This is a genomic window from Achromobacter pulmonis (assembly GCF_021733725.1).
Taxonomy (GTDB): domain Bacteria; phylum Pseudomonadota; class Gammaproteobacteria; order Burkholderiales; family Burkholderiaceae_B; genus Achromobacter; species Achromobacter pulmonis.
Genome location: NZ_JAIFOT010000001.1, coordinates 2,361,322 through 2,379,547, shown reverse-complemented (window position 1 = coordinate 2,379,547; position 18,226 = coordinate 2,361,322). Strand labels below are relative to the sequence as shown.

18 protein-coding genes are annotated in these 18,226 nt (G+C 67.9%); 10 read left to right on the top strand and 8 right to left on the bottom strand.

Annotated features, from left to right (window positions below; all coding sequences use genetic code 11):
• Positions 1-65 precede the first annotated feature (65 nt).
• On the top strand, positions 66-1,553 hold the full coding sequence (locus tag K2W61_RS10980; protein ID WP_175141234.1) for an efflux transporter outer membrane subunit: 1,488 nt from the start codon (positions 66-68) through the stop codon (positions 1,551-1,553).
• Between the two features lie 82 nt (positions 1,554-1,635).
• Here the strand turns inward: K2W61_RS10980 and K2W61_RS10975 are convergent, their stop codons facing one another.
• The 6 genes from K2W61_RS10975 to K2W61_RS10950 are packed head-to-tail and all read right to left on the bottom strand — an operon-like array spanning position 1,636 to position 7,583.
• Complete coding sequence (locus K2W61_RS10975) at positions 1,636-2,592, bottom strand: Csu type fimbrial protein (protein WP_175141235.1); 957 nt, start codon at positions 2,590-2,592, stop codon at positions 1,636-1,638.
• Positions 2,593-2,603: 11 nt separating this feature from the next.
• Positions 2,604-5,030: a fimbria/pilus outer membrane usher protein gene (locus K2W61_RS10970; protein WP_236755595.1), complete on the bottom strand. Its 2,427-nt coding sequence runs from the start codon at positions 5,028-5,030 to the stop codon at positions 2,604-2,606.
• Between the two features lie 43 nt (positions 5,031-5,073).
• On the bottom strand, positions 5,074-5,880 hold the full coding sequence (locus K2W61_RS10965) for a fimbrial biogenesis chaperone (protein ID WP_236755594.1): 807 nt from the start codon (positions 5,878-5,880) through the stop codon (positions 5,074-5,076).
• 11 nt (positions 5,881-5,891) lie between these two features.
• The gene (locus K2W61_RS10960) at positions 5,892-6,449 is read right to left on the bottom strand and encodes a Csu type fimbrial protein (protein WP_236755592.1); all 558 of its coding nucleotides are present in this window, start codon (positions 6,447-6,449) and stop codon (positions 5,892-5,894) included.
• Complete coding sequence (locus K2W61_RS10955; protein WP_175132996.1) at positions 6,443-6,967, bottom strand: Csu type fimbrial protein; 525 nt, start codon at positions 6,965-6,967, stop codon at positions 6,443-6,445. Before K2W61_RS10955 ends, K2W61_RS10960 begins: the two co-directional genes overlap by 7 nt.
• Positions 6,968-7,016: 49 nt before the next feature.
• Complete coding sequence (locus K2W61_RS10950; RefSeq protein WP_175132997.1) at positions 7,017-7,583, bottom strand: Csu type fimbrial protein; 567 nt, start codon at positions 7,581-7,583, stop codon at positions 7,017-7,019.
• Positions 7,584-7,794: 211 nt separating this feature from the next.
• On the opposite strand from K2W61_RS10950, the gene thpR reads away from it, so the two are divergent.
• From thpR to K2W61_RS10935, 3 genes are all read left to right on the top strand, one after another.
• Positions 7,795-8,325: an RNA 2',3'-cyclic phosphodiesterase gene (gene thpR, locus K2W61_RS10945; protein ID WP_175132998.1), complete on the top strand. Its 531-nt coding sequence runs from the start codon at positions 7,795-7,797 to the stop codon at positions 8,323-8,325.
• Positions 8,326-8,380: 55 nt separating this feature from the next.
• Positions 8,381-8,941, top strand: a complete 561-nt coding sequence (locus K2W61_RS10940; RefSeq protein ID WP_175132999.1) for a 5'-3'-deoxyribonucleotidase — start codon at positions 8,381-8,383, stop codon at positions 8,939-8,941.
• A gap of 140 nt (positions 8,942-9,081) precedes the next feature.
• Entirely contained in the window at positions 9,082-10,419 is a 1,338-nt protein-coding gene (locus K2W61_RS10935) for an NAD(P)H-dependent oxidoreductase (RefSeq protein WP_175141238.1), read from the top strand.
• A gap of 3 nt (positions 10,420-10,422) precedes the next feature.
• On the opposite strand, the gene K2W61_RS10930 is transcribed toward K2W61_RS10935, so the two are convergent.
• Both K2W61_RS10930 and K2W61_RS10925 read right to left on the bottom strand, forming a co-directional pair.
• Complete coding sequence (locus K2W61_RS10930) at positions 10,423-11,184, bottom strand: FadR/GntR family transcriptional regulator (RefSeq protein ID WP_175133000.1); 762 nt, start codon at positions 11,182-11,184, stop codon at positions 10,423-10,425.
• A 151-nt stretch (positions 11,185-11,335) separates the two neighbouring features.
• On the bottom strand, positions 11,336-12,073 hold the full coding sequence (locus tag K2W61_RS10925; protein ID WP_175141239.1) for an SDR family NAD(P)-dependent oxidoreductase: 738 nt from the start codon (positions 12,071-12,073) through the stop codon (positions 11,336-11,338).
• A 237-nt stretch (positions 12,074-12,310) separates the two neighbouring features.
• On the opposite strand from K2W61_RS10925, the gene K2W61_RS10920 reads away from it, so the two are divergent.
• The 6 genes from K2W61_RS10920 to K2W61_RS10895 all read left to right on the top strand — a co-directional run bounded on the left by K2W61_RS10920 (position 12,311) and on the right by K2W61_RS10895 (position 18,213).
• Positions 12,311-13,108, top strand: coding sequence for a shikimate dehydrogenase family protein (locus K2W61_RS10920; RefSeq protein WP_175133002.1), 798 nt, complete (start codon positions 12,311-12,313; stop codon positions 13,106-13,108).
• A gap of 55 nt (positions 13,109-13,163) precedes the next feature.
• Positions 13,164-14,399, top strand: a complete 1,236-nt coding sequence (locus K2W61_RS10915; RefSeq protein ID WP_236755591.1) for a branched-chain amino acid ABC transporter substrate-binding protein — start codon at positions 13,164-13,166, stop codon at positions 14,397-14,399.
• 136 nt (positions 14,400-14,535) lie between these two features.
• On the top strand, positions 14,536-15,477 hold the full coding sequence (locus tag K2W61_RS10910) for a branched-chain amino acid ABC transporter permease (protein WP_006386228.1): 942 nt from the start codon (positions 14,536-14,538) through the stop codon (positions 15,475-15,477).
• Positions 15,474-16,748, top strand: a complete 1,275-nt coding sequence (locus K2W61_RS10905) for a branched-chain amino acid ABC transporter permease (RefSeq protein WP_236755590.1) — start codon at positions 15,474-15,476, stop codon at positions 16,746-16,748. Before K2W61_RS10910 ends, K2W61_RS10905 begins: the two co-directional genes overlap by 4 nt.
• Entirely contained in the window at positions 16,745-17,497 is a 753-nt protein-coding gene (locus K2W61_RS10900) for an ABC transporter ATP-binding protein (protein WP_175133005.1), read from the top strand. The genes K2W61_RS10905 and K2W61_RS10900 overlap by 4 nt, the downstream gene beginning before the upstream one ends.
• Positions 17,494-18,213, top strand: coding sequence for an ABC transporter ATP-binding protein (locus tag K2W61_RS10895; protein ID WP_236755589.1), 720 nt, complete (start codon positions 17,494-17,496; stop codon positions 18,211-18,213). The genes K2W61_RS10900 and K2W61_RS10895 overlap by 4 nt, the downstream gene beginning before the upstream one ends.
• The last annotated feature ends 13 nt before the right edge of the window (positions 18,214-18,226 follow it).

Sequence of the window (18,226 nt, the reverse complement as noted above, 5' to 3'; positions counted from 1 at the left end):
CGGCCTGGAAAAACAGCCAGCGCGCCCCGTCCCGCATGGCGGGGCGCGCCCCCAAGAGAATCGTCATGAAGACCAAAAGACTGATCCGCGGTTCCGCCCTGCTTGCCGTCCTGCTCGTGCTGGCCGGCTGCGCGGTGGGCCCGACCTACGAACGGCCCGCGGCCGCCACCCCGGCGGCCTACAAGGAAGCCGCCCTGCCCGCCTCCGAGGCGGGCAACTGGAAACCCGCCCAACCCTCGGAAGAACAGTTGCGCGGCGAATGGTGGAAGGTGTTCGGCGACGACGGCCTGAACCAATTGCAGGAAGAAGCGCAAAAGGCCAACCAGAACCTGCAGGCCGCCGCCGCCCGCCTGGCGCAGGCGCGCGCGCTGCAACGCGAGGCCCGCGCCGGCTTCTTCCCCAGCCTGGACGCCGGCTTCGGCCCCAGCCGCCAGCGCCCCTCGGCGGTGTCGCAAGGCCTGCCCGATGGCACGCCGACGCAGCCGTCCACCACCTGGCGCGCGCAAGGCACGGTGTCGTACGAGGCCGACCTGTTCGGCCGCGTCGCCTCCACCGCCGATGCCGCCACCGCCGACGCGCAACAGAGCGAGGCGCTGTACCGCTCGGTGCTGCTGGCGCTGCAGGCCGACGTCGCCAGCACCTACTTCCTGGTGCGTGAGCAGGACGCCGAAGCCGCGCTGTACCGCCAGACGGTGCAATTGCGCAGCGAGACCCTGCAGCTGATCCAGCGTCGCTACGACGCGGGCGACATCAGCGAGTTGGACCTGGCGCGCGCCAAGGCCGAACTGGCCTCGGCGCAATCCGAGGCGCTGGGCATCGACCGCCGCCGCGCCGCCGGCGAACACGCGCTGGCCGTGCTGCTGGGCCGCGCGCCGTCGGAATTCGCCATGCCGCCCAAGCCGATCGAGAAGGTCGCCCTGTCGATTCCGGCCGGCCTGCCCTCGACGCTGCTGGAACGCCGCCCCGACATCGCCGCGGCCGAACGCGCCATGGCCGCCGCCAACGCCCGCGTGGGCGCCGCCAAGTCGGCGTTCTTCCCGCGCCTGGACATCACCGGGGCCTTTGGCTATGAATCGTCGGAACTGGGCAACCTGTTCCAATGGTCGAGCCGCACGTTCCTGCTGGGCCCGCTGGTCGGCGCCGCGCTGTCGATGCCGATCTTCGACGGCGGCCGCCGCCAGGCCGGGCTGGACCGCGCCCGCGCGGTCTACGAGGAAGATGTGGCGATGTATCGCCAGACGGTGCTGAACGCGTTCCGCGAGGTCGAGGACAACCTGGCCAACCTGCGCATCCTGGCCGACCAGACGCGCGCGCAGGACGCGGCGGTGCAAGCGTCGGCCCGCGCCGCCAAGCTGTCGCACACGCAATACCGCGAAGGCTCGATCAGCTATCTGGACGTGATCGAGGCGGACCGCAGCGTGCTGCTGCAGCAACGCGTGGCGGTGCAGTTGAGCGGGGAACAGGCGCGGTCGGCGGTGGATCTGATTCGCGCGATCGGCGGCGGCTGGGGCAACCCCGTTCCGGGCGCCGAGACGGTCGCAGCCAATCCGTGATGCCCGGCAAGGGGGGCGGCGCTTGCCGACCCCCCTTGCCTCGCGGTCATGCCCCCCCTCAAGCGCCCAGCTAGGCGCCGCCTCAATACTCGATCACCATGATCGGCCGATCGATGTAGTCACCCACTGGCACATCGGCCTGCTTGGTATTGATGCGTCCTTCGATGGCAACCGGCTGAAAGCTGCCCAGCCCCATCCCACTGAGGGGGGTGCCGGCGGCGATCACGATATCCGTGCCGGGCTGGTATAGCTGGTACTCGATATAGTTATCGCCCGGCCCTTTCATCCTGCGCATGCCGTTGACGGCGTTTTCCCCATCGCCGATGTACAGCTTGTACGGCGCCAGCGCGGTGCAGTAGATACCAAGATTGGCGGTCGACGGCTTGAACATCGACACTAGCGGCTGCGCGCCGAAGTTCAGCGTGGCCGTGGCGCCGTTGAAGGCGCAGGACTTGCGCACGTCGAGCGACACATTGACGGTGGTGATCGACGTACCGCTGTGCCAGGAGAACGGCGCGCACACGCCGAGCGCTCCCAGCGAGCAATAGCCCCATTCCCATTTCAGGGTGATGGTATCAGTGTAGGTCGTCGCGACAGGCACCGCGCCGGCCTGCGTCTCCAAAAAGAGCTGCACGCTACCTCCGACCGATCCGCCCATTCCCAGGAAACTCAACCCCCCCTGCGGTATGCTGACTTGCTGACCGAACGGCAGGTTGACGGTGCCCTTCGCGTCGCTGTACAGCTTGTACGACAACCGGGTCAGGCCAAATAGGGCGTTCATCGCACCGTTACCGGCGCTTTGCGCCGTCACCTTGAGCTCGGAATTCGTCCCCAGATTGATGAGCGAAAAGAAGTTGCACTGGAAGCTGGAATCGAACTGCCGCGAGTTCTGGCTTTTGAACAGTTCCCAGGAAAAAAAGGCACCGAAGTTGACTGGTGGCGCGGTGCCGCCCTGGCAGTTCTCGGCCGCCTGGGCGCCTGCGACCAGGCCGGCCATCAGGACGAAGAAGGACAGCAAGGATCGGATCTTGAGGCGCATGATGAGTGGACTCATTGGCAGAAAAGGGAGCCGAGCCGGACGATGCCGGACTGCGGCGGAAGGGACCCGAGCGATACTTGGCACGCGGGGCCGCCATCGGCCGGGATGATCCGCAGGATCGGAGTGGCGGGAAGCGTTTCCAGGTACACCTCGCCCTCGCGGCCGACCCAGGCGACGTCCTTGCCGTCCGCCTGAACGCGGCTGCCGGCGGCGATTGGCCGTCCATTTGCGCCCATCGCCGCAAACACTCCTGCCCGCAATTTCTCGACGGGGAAGCGCAGCAACAGCCCGCTGCCGTCGCGAATGGCGGCCTCGGTCTTGGCGACGGGAATCTTCACATCCGCCGGCAGGTTCACCGGATCGATCTCGAAATGGGCGGCGTACCAGGACGTGACCGACGGAATCAGCAAATGGCCGCTGGCGTTGGTATCGCCCACATACTGGTTCTCGAAGCTCACGGGCACGCCGGCATAGCCGTCGGTGGACACCAGCGCGAAGGCATCCGTCACCGGGCGCGACAGATGCAGCGCGCTATCCATGGCGATGATCGAACCGCCCAATTGCGCCCATTGCGACAGGTCGCCCGCCGGACCGTAGACGCCGCTGCGCAGGTCGAAGCGCTGGGTGCGCCAGTTGACCTCGGCCTGGCTGTAGACACTGCTGGCGGCGCTATGGCTCGCCCCCAGGCTCCAGCCGATGCCACCGGCCAGCGGCGCGGCTTTCATGTAGTTGGCCTGTTCGGTGCGGCGGCCTTCGCGGTCGCGGGTGGCCCCGGCGCTGGCCGACGTCCCATCGCCCAGCGAGATCGACAACGACAACTGCGCGCTGTAACCGGGAGAGCCGATCTCGCGGTTGGCGCTGGTATAGAGGCTGACGCCGTGTCCCAGCGCCACGCCATACGACAGGTTGAGCAGGCGGGTGCGCTGGCCGGGTCCGTAGTTCATGTCGAACCACCCCATGCCCACCGAGCCGTAGCGCCCCAGCGAAACGCTGGCGGTGGCCTGATTTTCCTGGCGGGCCAGGCGGCCCGCGCTGCGATATAAGCCCAGATTGGCAAAGCCTTCGTCGCGCCGCGTATGGCGCAGGCCGACGCTGAAGCGTTGATTGGCGTATGAATAGCCGAGCGACCATTGTCCGCCGCTCATCGCAGCCCGGTTGTAGTCGGTGGTCGCGACGCCCGTGCCGCGCCCGAGCAGCGCTTCGTAGGAGGCCCGCGGCCCCCATTCGCCGCTGAGCGGCCGTCCGACCCTGCCCGCCGCGGCATGGCTGGCCGCGGCCGTGGCGTTCAACACACCGAAAACGCCCATTTGCACATTCGAACCGATACCGCCCGCGGCAAAGCCCGGCGCGCCTTGCGCCCAGCCGGTCGCGGTCCATCCGGGCGTCAAGCCACGCCGGAACACCCCGCTGGCCGCCAGATCGCCATAATCGAAAGAAGCCACGCCATAGCGCCGGCGCAGGAATCCCACGGAGGCGCTGTAGTCGGACAGGCCCGGCCGCAACAGGTCGTTCGACACGTAGAACGACACTTCCTGACTGACCTCGCGACCCAGCGCGTCACGCGTCACCACCGTCGCGGTGCCGGCGCCATTGATATAGGGCAGGCTTTGCAGCGTGAATGGGCCCGGGTCCACCTGTTGCGTACCCATCCGGTAGTTATTGATGAACAGGTCTACAGCGGTCGGCACCGCGGCCTGGCCGGCGAACTGCGGCACGGGATAGGTGACCAGGTCGGGGCGCGTGGCGAAATTGCGGCCGAACTGCAAACCCGCCATGCGTACCGAGCTGGAGTCGGCCAGGGCGTCGGTAATCAGGTCGCCCACCACATATTTGTTCATGGTGGCGGGATCGTTGTAGCGCCATTGCGTGTCGTAGCGCATGAAGCCCGGTGAACCGGCTCCCGCCTCCCCCTTCACGGTGCCGCGCCACGTACCGGTCGACGACACCGCGCCATAGGGGCTGAACAGCCGCTGTTCGCTCCACACCGACAGCGCGGTTATGCGCCGGTTCCGGTTCAGATACGCGTCATAGTTCACCAGCACGCCGGTGGAGCTGGCGGCTGGCAACGATGCCTGTTCACGCGCGTCCATGTCCACGACCTGCCGCGGCAACCACTCCGAGGGCACGGTGACCGCCAGTTGCTGGGTCGCGTTGTCCAGCTCCACCCGCACCCCGGGAATCTGGTCAACCGCCACCGGGTCCTGCCCAGGCGCTTCCACCTTTACGCCCACGCCCTTGAGCACGGACGCCGGCAGGTAATAGTGCCCTTGCCGGTAATCCACCCGCTGCACCGGCCCCACCGACTTGCCGTTGACCAGGACATCGAGATACAGCACGCCATCCGGCATCGAGAAGGCCGCCGCCGCGCCCTGCGCGTGGGCGGCCCAGCCGGCGGCCGCCAGCGACAGGGCGGCAAGGCGACGGACGGCGCATGCCATATGGCGATACGAGAGACGTTGGCGGACAGGATTCACGATTGGTTCAACGGGCAGCAATCACGCGGGCTTCGCGATCGGCGTTGACGTGCGCCTTCAGCACACCGCCAGCCTGGACCGCGGCGGGAACTTCGAAACGCATTTCGGCGCCGGGCAGGACGTAGCCGAGCAATCCCGGCACCGTCCAGACCTCACGCCCTGCCAGCGTGTAGCCGACCTGCGACAGGCGCGCATGGACGGCGCCGCTGTTGCGCACGACCAGCCAGCGCTGGCCAGCCTTGTTCTGCACCGAATAGGTCAGTACCGGCTGCGCGGCGGTCTTCGGGTCCGGATGCTTGCGGAGGTCCTCGCGCGTCCAGGCGCCCTCTCCGCTGACAAACAGGGGCACGGAGTAGCGCAGTTGGAAAGCCAGTCCGGCGCCCCCGTCGGCTGCTGCCTGCGGCGCCTGGCCGTGCCGCCCGCTGCCGTCGCCGGCCGGGGCCGCGCCGCTATCGCCGGGAATCTCGTCGATCAGGATGCGATAGGCTTCCTGCTTGCCTGGCGGAACCGCGACGGTCCGGATAAGACGCAGTAGCTGGCGTTGCCCAGGTTGGATCTCGGCGGCGGGCGGGCTGACCACGATGCTGTCCTGGGCGACCAGCTCATCGGCGCCATTGGCCTGGGTCCAGCGCAAGGCGCGGATCTGGATGCGGGAGGCGGACTTGCCGTTGTTCTCCAGCCAGATCGCCGCGCCGGAATCATCGTGTTCGATAACCGGGTCGATGGGCCAGACGAGAATGGAGGCGGCCGCGAAGGCCGTGCCGGTCAGGCACAGCGCGATCACCGCGGCGGTCAGGCGGACAAGGGATTTCATGGAAAACATGCTCAGTAGTAGACGGTGACGATCAGGTCGTCGGTGTAGACGCCCGGCGTAGGCTGGGTCGTCGTGCTCTGCAACTTGGCGTAGACGGGAAGTTCAACGGGCCCACCCGTCGCGGTCATCTGCACGCCCTCGCCGCCGGTGCCCCAGCGCTGGCTGTAACCGCTGTCGCGATACAGGTCGTACTTGAGTACATTGCCGCTGGCCGCGTGCTTCAATTGCCGGCCGGAGTACCACATCAGCATCCCGCTGGTGTTGCTGCCGTCGTTGATGTCCACCCGGAACTGCGTGCCGGGCGTGCAGGTCATCACGATCGTGCCGGCCCCGACGGACGATTTGGTCTTCACGTCCTTGTCCAGGCGCGGCACCGTGCCGAAGTCGATCGTGCCCAGCGACAGCAACGGCGTGCGGCTGGTGCCGAACCAGCAACCGGGCGTGATCGCCGCGCGCACCGTCAGCACCTGCGTGACGGTCTCGGCACGGCCATCCGAGGCATGCGCCAGGGCGCATGCCAGCAAGGCCAGCGCCCATCCCCGGCGCCGGCGAGGCGGCGCGCTTACCATTGGATCGTCACCTTGACGGTGTCGCGATAGACACCGGCGGCGGGCGTGGCCTGGGGTTCAATCGCAGCGTAGACCGGGATCACCTCTTCCGCGCCGGTCCCGGCGCGCGCCACCGGCGCGGCCTCGGTCCAGGGCCGGCTGAGCGAGGCATCGCTATACAGCCCGTAGCGCACGAACGCGCCGCTGGGTCCTTTCAACCGGCGTTGCGGGCCCGCGTCGTTGTCGCCCGCGCCCAGCACGACGCGATACGGCACGCCGACGGCGCATTGCACCCGTATGCCGGCCTGGCCCGCGCCGCCGCGGCCGCTCAACGCGCTCGACAGGCTGGCATGCGTGCCGAAGTCGAGTTTGCCGAACGCGATCGCGGTGCTGCCCGCGCCCGCCGATCCGGCGGAACACAGGTTGGCGATGACGACGCGCACGCCCAGGGTGGCGTTGCCGGAATACGCGAAACTCTGCGCGCCGGCGGAGCTGGCGGCGCACATGCAGACGAGGGAAAGTAGAGCGCGGGGAAACATGGTGATCGGGGGCTCGCGGCGTTGGCCCGGCCCCCTCCTCAAAGGCGATTTACCAACTGACGGTCAGCATGACGACATCCGCGTACTTGCCGGAGGCGGGCGTCTCTTTCATGGTCGGGATGCGGCCATACACCACCATCTCTTCGGCGGCGCCGCTACCCGTTCCGGTGTACGGGTTCTGGCTGTCCCAGACCTTGCTGCGGGCAGCGTCCTGGTACAGGTTGTAGGGCACAAAGGCATCCGTGGCGCCGCCGACCAGCGCCAGGCGCCGGGCGCCTGCGCCCGCCGAGTGGCGGCCGTCATCCAGCGACACGCGATAGGCCACGTCCTTGGTGCAGTTGAGCTTGACGATGGCGCCGCCCGAGCCCTTGGCCTGCGCGTCGATCACGTTGTTCGCCAGCGACGAGACCTCGCCGAAGCTCAGCGTGCCGAAGGCATTGGCGCCGTTGACGGTGCCGTTGATCACTTCGCAGCCCTTGCCGATGGTCAGCTCGACGGCAAGCTGGCCACGCACCTCGCCAGAGGAGTAGGTCGGGGCGGGCGGATCGGCAGCGAACGCCGCGGCGGAAAAAGCGCAGCCGCCCAGGATGGCGGCGCTCAGGAGGGTGTTCTTCATAGGATTGCTCTGGTCTGACTCAGTGAAGGGAGAGGGAACTTTCCGCATCGGCGTAGGCGTGTTGCGGTGCGAAACGCATTACAGCAATGGGAACCCTGTTCTTGAATCAGACAATTCCGGTACGCCTGCCAGGCCGGCCGCGGCACGCGTGATTCAGAATCATCTGACCCCGGGCCGGCGGCACCGCCGCAATGCGCCCTACAATTCCGTCATGCCCACCGCCCGCCTCTTCTATGCCCTGTGGCCCGATCCGCCCATGGCACAAACGCTGTCCACCTGGGCGGCCCTGGCCCAGCCGCACAGCCACGGCCGCCCCATGCGCACCGAAACCCTGCACATGACGCTGGCCTTCCTGGGGCAGGTGGAACGCGAAATCGCCGACGAACTGATCGACGCCACGGCCTACCACCGCCTGCAACCCGGCAGCGTCACCCTCGATCGGTACGGCGTCTTCGACCGCCCCCGCATCCTGTGGGCCGGCCCGGCGCAGACGCCAGATGGGCTGCAGGCCAGCCATGACGGCCTCTGGCTGTGGCTGTCGGCTTTCGGCTTCGCCCCGCCGGCCCAACCCTTCCGCCCCCACGTCACGCTGCTGCGCAACATCGAACGCCACGATCCGCCCGCCAGCGCCCCGCCGCCCCTGACCTGGCGCTATGACCGCATGGTGCTGGTGGCGTCCGAATCCACCGACGGCGGCAGCCGCTACCGCGTCGTCGCCCGCTCCCGGCCGCAACCCGGCTGAGACCGGGCCCGGCGCTCTGGCACAATCGAGCGCGTCGCAACGACTTAGGATCGCCATGATCATCCTGCTCGACCAAGACGGCGTGCTGGCCGACTTCGAACACGCCTTCATCGACGCCTGGCGCGCGCGTCACCCCGACATCGCGCCGGTGGCGTTCGAGGATCGCAAGTCCTTCTACATCCGCGAGGACTACGCGCCCGAGCTGCGCGGCATGGCCGAGGCCATCTACACCGCGCCCGGTTTCATCCGCGACCTGCCGCCGGTGCCGGGGGCGCTGGAGGCCGTGAAGGAACTGCTGGCGCTGGGCATGGACGTGCGCATCTGCACCTCGCCGCTGTCGCAGTTCGAGAACTGCGTGGCCGAGAAATACCTGTGGGTCGAGAAACACCTGGGGCGCGAAGCCACCAACCGGCTGATCCTGACCAAGGACAAGACCCTGGTGCACGGCCACCTGCTGATCGACGACAAGCCCCTGATCCAGGGCGCGGCCCAGCCGCGCTGGAAGCACATCCTGTTCGACGCCCCCTATAACCGCGACGTCGCCGACCGCCCCCGCATCACCTGGCGCAACTGGCGCAACGTCCTGGCGGGTGAGTTGTATACGGCAGACGAATGAAAGCTGCGCGGCAAGGCCGGCCCGAGGCCCGATGACGCCCCGGGGACAGCGCCGGCGCGGCCGCGCCCGGCCCTGTTCAGCGGCCGGGGTTGGGACTATTCTGTGGTGCTGTATCCCCACCCCCCGGAGGAGCCTGCACCATGAATCTGCACCGCTTGCTCAAGCAGCGAGAAGCCGACCAGAAGCCCTTGCGTGTCGCGCTGCTGGGCGCCGGCAAGTTCGGCGCGATGTTCATGAGCCAGGCCCCCCGCACGCCCGGCATGCGGCTGGTAGCGGTGGCCGACCTGACGCCCGACCGGGCCCGTGCCGCGCTGACCCGGGTCGGCTGGCCGGCCACGGCGCTCAACGCCGCCAGCACCGGCGACGCCCTCAAGCAGGGCAAGGTCTATTTCACCGACGATCCCCACGCGGTCATCGCCAGCCCGGACGTCGACATCGTCATCGACGCCACCGGGCAAGCGGCGGCCGGCATCGCTCACGTGCTGGCCTGCTGCGAGCATGGCAAGCACATCATCATGGTCAACGTCGAGGCCGACGCGCTCGCCGGCCCGCTGCTGGCGCGGCGCGCGCGCGAGGCCGGCATTGTCTATTCGCTGGCCTACGGCGACCAGCCGGCGCTGATCTGCGAAATGGTCGACTGGGCCCGCGCCGCCGGCTTCGAAGTGATGGCCGCCGGCAAGGGCACCAAGTACCTGCCCGAATTCCATACCTCCACGCCCGACACCGTCTGGCCCTACTACGGCTTCACCGCCGAGATGGTGGCCGCCGGCGACTTTAACGCGCAGGTGTTCAACAGCTTCCTGGACGGCACCAAGAGCGCCATCGAAATGGCGTCGGTCGCCAATGCCACCGGCCTGTTGCCCTCGCCCTCCGGCCTGCATTTTCCGCCCTGCGGCGTCGACGACCTGGCGCGGGTGCTGCGGCCGCGCGCGGACGGCGGCATGCTGCACCATCGCGGCCAGGTGGAAGTGATTTCCTCGCTGGAACGCGACGGCCGGCCGGTGTTCCGCGACCTGCGCTGGGGCGTGTACGTGACGCTGGCCGCCGACAGCGACTACGTGCGCCGCTGCTTCAAGGAATATGGCCTGGTCACCGACCCCAGCGGCAACTACACCGCCATGTACAAGCCGTATCACCTGATCGGCCTGGAACTGGGCATCAGCGTGGCCAGCGTCGGCCTGCGATGCGAGCCCACCGGCGCGCCCGCCGGCTGGCATGGCGACGTGGTGGCCACCGCCAAGCGCGACCTGCAGGCCGGCCAATTGCTCGACGGCGAAGGCGGCTATACCGTGTATGGCCGGCTGATGCCGGCGCGCGACTCGGTCGACGAAGGCTACCTGCCGCTAGGCTTGTCGCACCAGGTCAAGCTCAAGCACCCGGTGCGGCAGTCGCAGGCGATCCGCTGGAGCGACGTCGAATACGACGAGCGCGCGGCCGCCGTGCAGTTCCGCCGCGAAATGGAGCAGACCTTCGCCTGAGGCTCAGACCGGGGGCGCCCGCTCGGCCTGGAACAGGCGCAGGCGGTCGGCCGCATTGCGCAGATGCTGCTCGGCCGCTTTGCCGGCGGCATCGGAATCGCCGCCCTCGATGGCGGCGAAGATCGCCTGGTGCTCGCTCTGCACCGCCGCCATGCGCTCAGCATACATGCGCGCCGTGTTGTTGCGGGCGCTGCGGATGACCCGCCGCACATTCGCTTCCAGGTAATCGTTCAGCGCCACCAGATGCGGGTTGTGGGTGGCCTGCACGATGGCCTGGTGGAACTGATAATCCTCTTCATCGCCCAGCTTGTCGTTGATCAGCGCGTATTCCATGCCCACCAGCGCCTGCCGCATCTTCTTCAGGTCGGCATCGCTGCGGCGCTGCGCCGCGTAACGCGCCGCGGTGACTTCGATCGACAGCATCAGTTCCAGGATGTGTTCCAGGTCCTGGTTATCGCCCGGCGTGGGCGCGGCAATGCGGAAGGCGTTGCGCTGGAAATTGGGATCGACGAACACGCCGCTGCCTTGCTGCGAGGTGATCAGGCCTTCGGATTTCAGGCGCGCCAGCGCCTCGCGCACCACGGCGCGGCTGACCGAATACAGCTCGGTCAGCTGCTTTTCGGTGGGCAGGCGGTCGCCGGGCGCCAGCGTGCCCTGGCGGATCTGTTCGGCCAGCGCGTCGGCCACGCCCGCCGAGAGCGAGTGTTTCGGCGCCCCGCGCTGCGGCTCGGGGTCGCGCCGGTCCTGAGGATGAATGGGCTGCATGAGGAATCGTTAAAACGTGAAGGCGGCTCGCACCGGAGGGACCCTGGGGCGCGCCAGCCCGTGGTTATAGGAATTTTCGACGTTTCACTGCCGCCACGCCCTTGAAAATTATAGGATTTTGCCGGATGCAGGGGCGCGGCCGTTTCAGACTTTACGCGATATAGATGCCGCCGTTCACCTGCATCACCTCGCCGGTCACGAAACCGGCCAGCGGCGAGCACAGGAAGGCGATCGCGCCGGCGATTTCATCGGCCGTGCCGAAGCGCCGCAACGGCGTGCTTTCCAGCAGTTGCGCGCCCTTCTGGCCGATCAGGTCGTGCGTCATGGAGGTGGCGATGATGCCCGGCGCCACCGCGTTCACGCGGATCTGCGGCGCCAGTTCCAGCGCCAGGCTGCGGGTGAAGCTCTGCACCGCGCCCTTGGACGCCGAGTACGCCGCATGGGCGTAGCTGCCGCGCTGCGCCGCCAACGACGTCAACAGCACGACCGAGCCATTCTGGCGCAGGTGGCGCTGGGCCGCGCGGCACACGTAGAAGGTGCCGTCCAGATTCACCCCCATCAGCTTCTTCCAGGCCTCGTCGCTGGTGTCCTTGACCAGTTGCTCGGGATAGATGCCGGCGCAGTGCACCAGGTGGTCGATGCCGCCGAAATGCTGCGCGGCGCGTTCCAGCACCCGGTCGCAATCGTGCGAGGCGGACACGTCCAGCGCCTGCACCAACACCCGCTGGCCGCTGGGGTCCAGTTCCGCGGCCACCTCGTCCAGGCGCGCCTTGTCGATGTCGGTGAGCACCAGGCGGGCGCCGTGGGCGGCCATCAGCCGCGCGGTCGCCAGACCGATGCCATTGCCCGCGCCGGTAATGGCGGCGACCTGTCCTTCAAACGAAATCATGCTGTCTCCAGAGCTTTTTTCGACGGCCCGCGCCCGCGCCCGGGGCGCCGCCAGCAATTCGATTGAACCGCTGATTGCAGCGCTTGACACGGGAAAAACGCTTGCCCTATGATTTATCGGACAACTTAATAAAGTTGCCTGACAACTTGTACTGAAAGCGTAAAGCAACTGGCGATTTCAAGCAAGGGCGTCAAGAAAACACGGCCAATAGCCGCATGACAGGCAGGGGACAATCAGGTGGAAATCACCGGCAGCACAACCGTATTCGCGATCGCGGCCGACCCGATCGTGCACGTCAAGACGCCCCAGCGGCTCAACGCCCTGCTGCGCGAGCGCGGCATCGACGCCGTCATGGTGCCGTTCCACGTCGCGGCCGCCGGCCTGCCCGGCCTGTTCGCGGGCCTGCGCGGCCTGGCCAACCTGGGCGGCCTGGTGGTCACCGTGCCGCACAAGGAAAGCGCCGCCGCGCTGTGCGACGCCCTCACCCCCGCCGCCGAACTGATCGGCGCGGTCAATGCCGTGCGCGTGCGCGACGGCTGCCTGACCGGCGGCAACTTCGACGGCCTGGGCTTTGTCGCCGGCCTGCGCGGCCAGGGGCATGACCCCGCCGGCCGCCATGTCTACCTGGCCGGCCTGGGCGGCGCCGGCAAGGCCATCGCCTGCGCCATTGCCGAGGCCGGTCCGGCCAGCCTGCGCCTGTACAACCGCTCGGCCGCCAAGGCCGAGGCCTTCGCCGCGCGCCTGGCGCAACACTTCCCCGGCCTGGCCATCTCGCTGGCCGGTCCCCGTCCCGAGTCCTGTGACATCGCCATCAATGCGACCACGCTTGGCCTGGACGACAACGATCCCCTGCCCTTCCAGCTGGATGCGCTGGCGACCGGCGCCGTGGTGGCCGATGCCGTAATGCGCCGCGTCGACACGCCGCTGCTGCGCGCCGCCGCCGCGCGCGGCTGCCGCACCCATCCCGGCCTCTACATGCTGGAAGGACAACTCACCGAAATTGCCCGCTTCCTGGGCATAGAAGAGCCGCGGTAAAGCGCGCTTGCTTGATTCACGGACCTACCACTCCCGTTCCACGGAGGAGACACGCATGAAATTGGCTTTCACCACCGGCCTGCTGTGCCTGGCCGGCATTGCCGCATCGGCCCAGGCCGCGCCCGTCAAGATCGGCCTGATCGAGACGCTGTCCGGCCCGCAGGCCTCGACCGGCCTGATATTCCGCGCCGCGGTCAAGTACGAACTGGACCGCATCAACGCCGCCGGCGGCTGGAATGGCCAACCGCTGGAGCTGGTCGAATTCGACAACCAGGGCGGCCCCGTGGGCGCCTCCGACCGCTTCCGCGCCGCGGCCGCCGAAGGCGTGCAGATCCTGGTGCAGGGCTCGTCGTCGGCCATCTCCGGCCAACTCACCGAAGACGTGCGCAAGCACAACCTGCGCAACCCGGGCAAGGAAGTCGTGTTCCTGAACGTGGGCGGCGAGGCGCTGGAACTGACCGGCCAGAAGTGCCACTTCTACCATTTCCGCTTCGCCACCAACGCCGACCTGCGCGTCAAGGCGCTGACCTCGGTCATGGCGGCCGACGGCACGCTGGGCAAGCGCGTCTACGCCATCAACCAGAACTATTCCTGGGGCCAGGACATGGAGGGCGCCACTGAGCGCTTCGCCAAGCAGTACGGCTATGAAGTGGTCGGCAAGACGCTGCACGAAGTCAACAAGATTCAGGACTTCGCGCCCTACGTGGCGCGTATCCGCTCGGCCAATCCCGACACCGTCATCACCGGCAACTGGTCCAACGACCTGCTGTTGCTGATGAAGGCGACGCAGTCGGCCGGGCTGAAGGTGCGCTTTGCCACCGTGTTCCTGGACCAGGTCGGCAACCTCGCCAACGCCGGCGAAGTCGCGCTGGGCCATTACATCGCCCACCCCTACAACATCGAAGCCGCGGGCGAGGAAGGCGCCAAGTTCGCCGAGGACTACAAGTCCAAGACCGGCCACTACCCGAGCTACACCGAGCCGCAGACCGTGATCGGCATCACCTTCCTGGGCGAAGCGCTCAAGCAGGTCAAGCCCAAGGACGGCAAGCTGTCGGTGCCGGACCTGGCGCGCGCGCTGGAGAAGGTCACCTACACCTCGGCGCTGGGCACGTACACCATGCGCGCGGCCGACCACCAGGTGCAATTGCCGATGGTGGTGTCCAAGGTCAGCAAGAACGCCAAGTACAAGGCCGACGGCACCGACATGGGCTTCGAACCGGTCAAGGTGCTGTCCGCCGCGGACGTGTCCGCGCCGCCGCAGGCCACTTGCAAGATGGTTCGTCCGGACTGATGCCGCGAGTCGCCGCGGGCGGCGCGCCGCCCGCGGTCACCCGCCAATAAAACGCTCGCCGGCGCGGGGCCGGAAAACCAGGGCGTGATGGATCGCCAGGCGCGCTGCGCCTGCGCGCAAGGATTTTGGAGCGGACATGGAATACTTTACCGTCTCGCTGTTGAACGGCGTGATTTACGGCCTGCTGCTATTCATGGTGTCGGCAGGCCTGACACTGATCTTCGGAATGATGGGTGTGCTCAACTTCGCGCACGCCTCGTTCTACATGATAGGCGCGTATGCCGCCTACACCCTGACGCCCGTCACCGGGTTCTGGACCGCGCTGGTGCTGGCCACCGTCATCGCCGGCGTGCTGGGCATGGGCGTGGAGCGCTTCTTCCTGCGCCGCGTGCACAAATTCGGCCACGCGCAGGAACTGCTGGTGACCTTCGGCCTGGCGTTCATCGTGGCCGAACTGATCAAGCTGTTCTACGGCGACTTCCCGGTCGACTACCGCGTGCCGCAATTCCTGAACTTCGCGGCCTTCCGCGTGTTCGATGCCGACTATCCCTTCTACCGCCTGCTGATGGGCGGCGTGTCGCTGGCCATGTTCGCGGTGATCTACCTGCTGCTGTCGCGCACCCGCGTCGGCATCGTGGTGCGCTCGGCCATCTATCGGCCGCGCATGGCCGAGGCCCTGGGCCACAACGTGCCGCTGGTGTTCATGAGCGTGTTCGGTGTGGGCGCGGCGATGGCCGGCCTGGCCGGCGCGGTCGCGGGCGCGTTCTACACCACCAATCCGAACATGGCGCTGGAGCTGGGCGTGCTGGTGTTCGTGGTGGTCGTGGTGGGCGGCCTGGGATCGCTCGAAGGCGCCATGATCGCCTCGCTGCTGATCGGCCTGATCAGCTCGTTCTCGGTCGGCATCGACGCCAGCCTGGCGACCCTGTTCGGCCTGTTCGGCGCCGGCGAATGGGCCGAGAGCGTTGGCGGTCTGATGACGGTGAAGATCTCCAGCCTGGCGGCGACGCTGCCTTTCCTGCTGATGCTGGTGGTACTGCTGGTCAAGCCCTCGGGCCTGAAGGGAGAGCAGGCATGAACCAGAATTCCTCGCGCCGCGCCAGCGCCGCCCTGCTGCTGCTCGTCTGCGTGGCGGCGCTGTGCGCGCTGCCCTGGCTGCTGCCGCCGGGCCAACTGGTGGCGGCGGTGCAGATGCTGATCGCGGCCCTGTTCGCCTGCGCCTTCAACCTGCTGGCCGGCCAGGGCGGCATGCTGTCCTTCGGCCACGCCGCCTACTTCGGTGTCGGCACCTTCGCCACCATTCACGCCATGAATGCGCTGGGCGGCGCCGGCCTGTTGCCGACGCCGCTGATGCCGCTGGCCGGCGGCGTGGCCGGCCTGCTGTTCGGCCTGGTCGCGGGCTGGTTCGCCACCCTGCGCGCCGGCGTCTACTTCTCGATGATCACGCTGGCGCTGGCCGAATTGCTGCACGCGCTGGCGCCGCACCTGAAGGGCGTGTTCGGCGGCGAAGCCGGGCTGTCGGCCATGCGCATGCCGGCCTGGGGCTTCACCTTCGGCTCCGATATCGAGGTGTACTTCCTGGTGCTGGCCTGGGTGCTGGTGTCGCTGGCCGCGCTCTATGGCCTGACCCGCACGCCGCTGGGCCGGCTGACACTGGGCCTGCGCGAAAACGCCAACCGCCTGCGCTACCTGGGCTATCGGCCGCACACGCTCAAGACCATGGTGTTCGCGCTGTCGGCCATGTTCGCCGGCATCGCCGGCGGCCTGCAGGCGCTGAACATCGAGGCCGGCAACTACGTGCTGTTCGAGGTCAAGCTGTCGACCGACGCGGTGCTGTTCGCCTATATCGGTGGCGTCAACGCCTTCCTCGGCCCGGTGCTGGGCGCCTCGATCCTGACCTTCCTGTCGCAGACGCTGGCCGATATCACCCGTTCGTGGCTGCTGTACCAGGGCATCCTGTTCGTGCTGGTGATGCTGTTCGTTCCGGATGGCCTGGTGGGCCTGGTGCAACGCGCCGCCAAGTCGCTGCGCCAGCGCGGCCTGGCCGACTGGCTGCCGCGCGCGGCGGTGTCCGTCGCCGGCGGCCTGCTGCTGACCGGCGCCACGGTGTTCACGGTGGAGATGCTGCAACGCATGTTCGCGCGCGACTACCGCTCGCTGCTGGCGCTGAACCCCGAGGCCGGCTGGCCCGCCATTCCCCTGTTCGGCCACGACTGGGCGCCGCTGGCGCTGTCGACCTGGCTGCTGCCGCTGGCGCTGTTCGCGGGCGGCCTGCTGGCCTGCCGCTGGGCGCAGGCCCTGTGGCGCGGCCAGACCGAGGCCGCGCCCGTGCTGGAGACCGCAAAATGAGCCACGCCATCCTGACCCTGACCGACGTGCGCAAGTCCTTCGGCGACGCGCAGATCATCCGCGGCGTCAACCTGCAGGTCGAGGCCGGTGAACGCCACGCCGTCATCGGCCCCAACGGCGCCGGCAAGTCCACGCTGTTCCACCTGATGTCTGGCTCGTTCGCGCCGACCTCGGGCGACATCAGCCTGCGTTCGCGCCCGATCGGCGGCCTGCCGCCCGAGCGCATCAACCGCCTCGGCCTGGCGCGCTCATTCCAGATCACCAACGTCTTTCCGCGCCTGTCGGTGCGCGAGAACCTGCGGCTGGCGGTGCTGCGCATGCACGGCCTGGTCTACAACTTCTGGCGCCCCATCGCGCGCCACCGCGCGGTCAACGAGAACGTCGACCAACTGCTGGAGAAAGTGCGCCTGGCGCCCAAGCAGCATACCGCCGCGGGCGACCTCAACTACTCCGAGCAGCGCTCGCTGGAAATCGGCATGACGCTGGCCTCGCGGCCCAAGGTGATCCTGCTGGACGAGCCCATGGCCGGCATGTCGCAGCACGAGGTCGACTACACCGTCGAGCTGATCAAGGACGTGACGCGCGACTGCACCCTGCTGATCGTCGAGCACGACATGCAGGTGGTGTTCTCGCTGGCCGACCGCATCAGTGTGCTGGTCTATGGCGAGATCCTGGCCACCGGCACGCCCGCCGAGATCCGCGGCGACGCCCGCGTGCGCGAAGCCTACCTGGGAGAGGAAACGGTATGAGCATGCAATCCCCCCTGCTGGCCCTGCAAGGCGTGCACGCCCACTATGGCAAGAGCCACATCCTGCACGGCGTCGACCTGGCGGTCGGGCGCGGCGAAGTGGTCAGTCTGCTGGGGCGCAACGGCGCCGGCCGCTCCACCACCATGAAAAGCATCATGGGGCTGGTGGAAGTGACCGGTGGCCGCATCGCCATCGAAGGCCGCGACATCACCAACAAGCGCCCCTTCGAGATCGCCCGCGCCGGGCTGGGCTTCGTGCCGGAAGAGCGCGAGGTGTTCGCCAACCTGACGGTGGACGAGAACCTGCGCATGGGCGAGCAGCCGGTCCGCCCCGACGCGCCGGCCTGGACCATCGAGCAAATGTTCGGCTATTTCCCGCGCCTGAAGGAACGCCGCAATACCCGCGCCGGCAACCTGTCCGGCGGCGAGCAGCAGATGCTGACCATGTGCCGCTCGCTGCTGGGCAACCCCAAGGTCATGCTGATCGACGAACCCACCGAAGGCCTGGCGCCGAAGATCGTGGAAGTGATCGCCGATGTGATCCGCGACATCCACCAGCGCGGCGTGTCGGTGGTGCTGGTCGAGCAGAAGCTGACCATCGCGCTGAAGGTCTCCACCCGCGTGAGCGTGATGGGCCACGGCCGCATCGTTTTCGAAGGACCGCCCGCGCAATTGCATGAGCGCCAGGACGTGGTCCAGGAATGGCTGGCGGTCTGACCGCCCTATCTGT

Coding starts and splice junctions, on each gene's coding strand:
- K2W61_RS10980 (WP_175141234.1), top strand. CDS start 66: ATGAAGACCAAAAGACTGATCCGCGGTTCCGCCCTGCTTGCCGTCCTG.
- K2W61_RS10915 (WP_236755591.1), top strand. CDS start 13,164: ATGAAATTGGCTTTCACCACCGGCCTGCTGTGCCTGGCCGGCATTGCC.
- K2W61_RS10940 (WP_175132999.1), top strand. CDS start 8,381: ATGATCATCCTGCTCGACCAAGACGGCGTGCTGGCCGACTTCGAACAC.
- K2W61_RS10955 (WP_175132996.1), bottom strand. CDS start 6,967: ATGTTTCCCCGCGCTCTACTTTCCCTCGTCTGCATGTGCGCCGCCAGC.
- K2W61_RS10930 (WP_175133000.1), bottom strand. CDS start 11,184: ATGCAGCCCATTCATCCTCAGGACCGGCGCGACCCCGAGCCGCAGCGC.
- K2W61_RS10910 (WP_006386228.1), top strand. CDS start 14,536: ATGGAATACTTTACCGTCTCGCTGTTGAACGGCGTGATTTACGGCCTG.
- K2W61_RS10900 (WP_175133005.1), top strand. CDS start 16,745: ATGAGCCACGCCATCCTGACCCTGACCGACGTGCGCAAGTCCTTCGGC.
- K2W61_RS10895 (WP_236755589.1), top strand. CDS start 17,494: ATGAGCATGCAATCCCCCCTGCTGGCCCTGCAAGGCGTGCACGCCCAC.
- K2W61_RS10935 (WP_175141238.1), top strand. CDS start 9,082: ATGAATCTGCACCGCTTGCTCAAGCAGCGAGAAGCCGACCAGAAGCCC.
- K2W61_RS10960 (WP_236755592.1), bottom strand. CDS start 6,449: ATGGTAAGCGCGCCGCCTCGCCGGCGCCGGGGATGGGCGCTGGCCTTG.
- thpR (WP_175132998.1), top strand. CDS start 7,795: ATGCCCACCGCCCGCCTCTTCTATGCCCTGTGGCCCGATCCGCCCATG.
- K2W61_RS10950 (WP_175132997.1), bottom strand. CDS start 7,583: ATGAAGAACACCCTCCTGAGCGCCGCCATCCTGGGCGGCTGCGCTTTT.
- K2W61_RS10970 (WP_236755595.1), bottom strand. CDS start 5,030: ATGGCATGCGCCGTCCGTCGCCTTGCCGCCCTGTCGCTGGCGGCCGCC.
- K2W61_RS10975 (WP_175141235.1), bottom strand. CDS start 2,592: ATGCGCCTCAAGATCCGATCCTTGCTGTCCTTCTTCGTCCTGATGGCC.
- K2W61_RS10965 (WP_236755594.1), bottom strand. CDS start 5,880: ATGAAATCCCTTGTCCGCCTGACCGCCGCGGTGATCGCGCTGTGCCTG.
- K2W61_RS10925 (WP_175141239.1), bottom strand. CDS start 12,073: ATGATTTCGTTTGAAGGACAGGTCGCCGCCATTACCGGCGCGGGCAAT.
- K2W61_RS10905 (WP_236755590.1), top strand. CDS start 15,474: ATGAACCAGAATTCCTCGCGCCGCGCCAGCGCCGCCCTGCTGCTGCTC.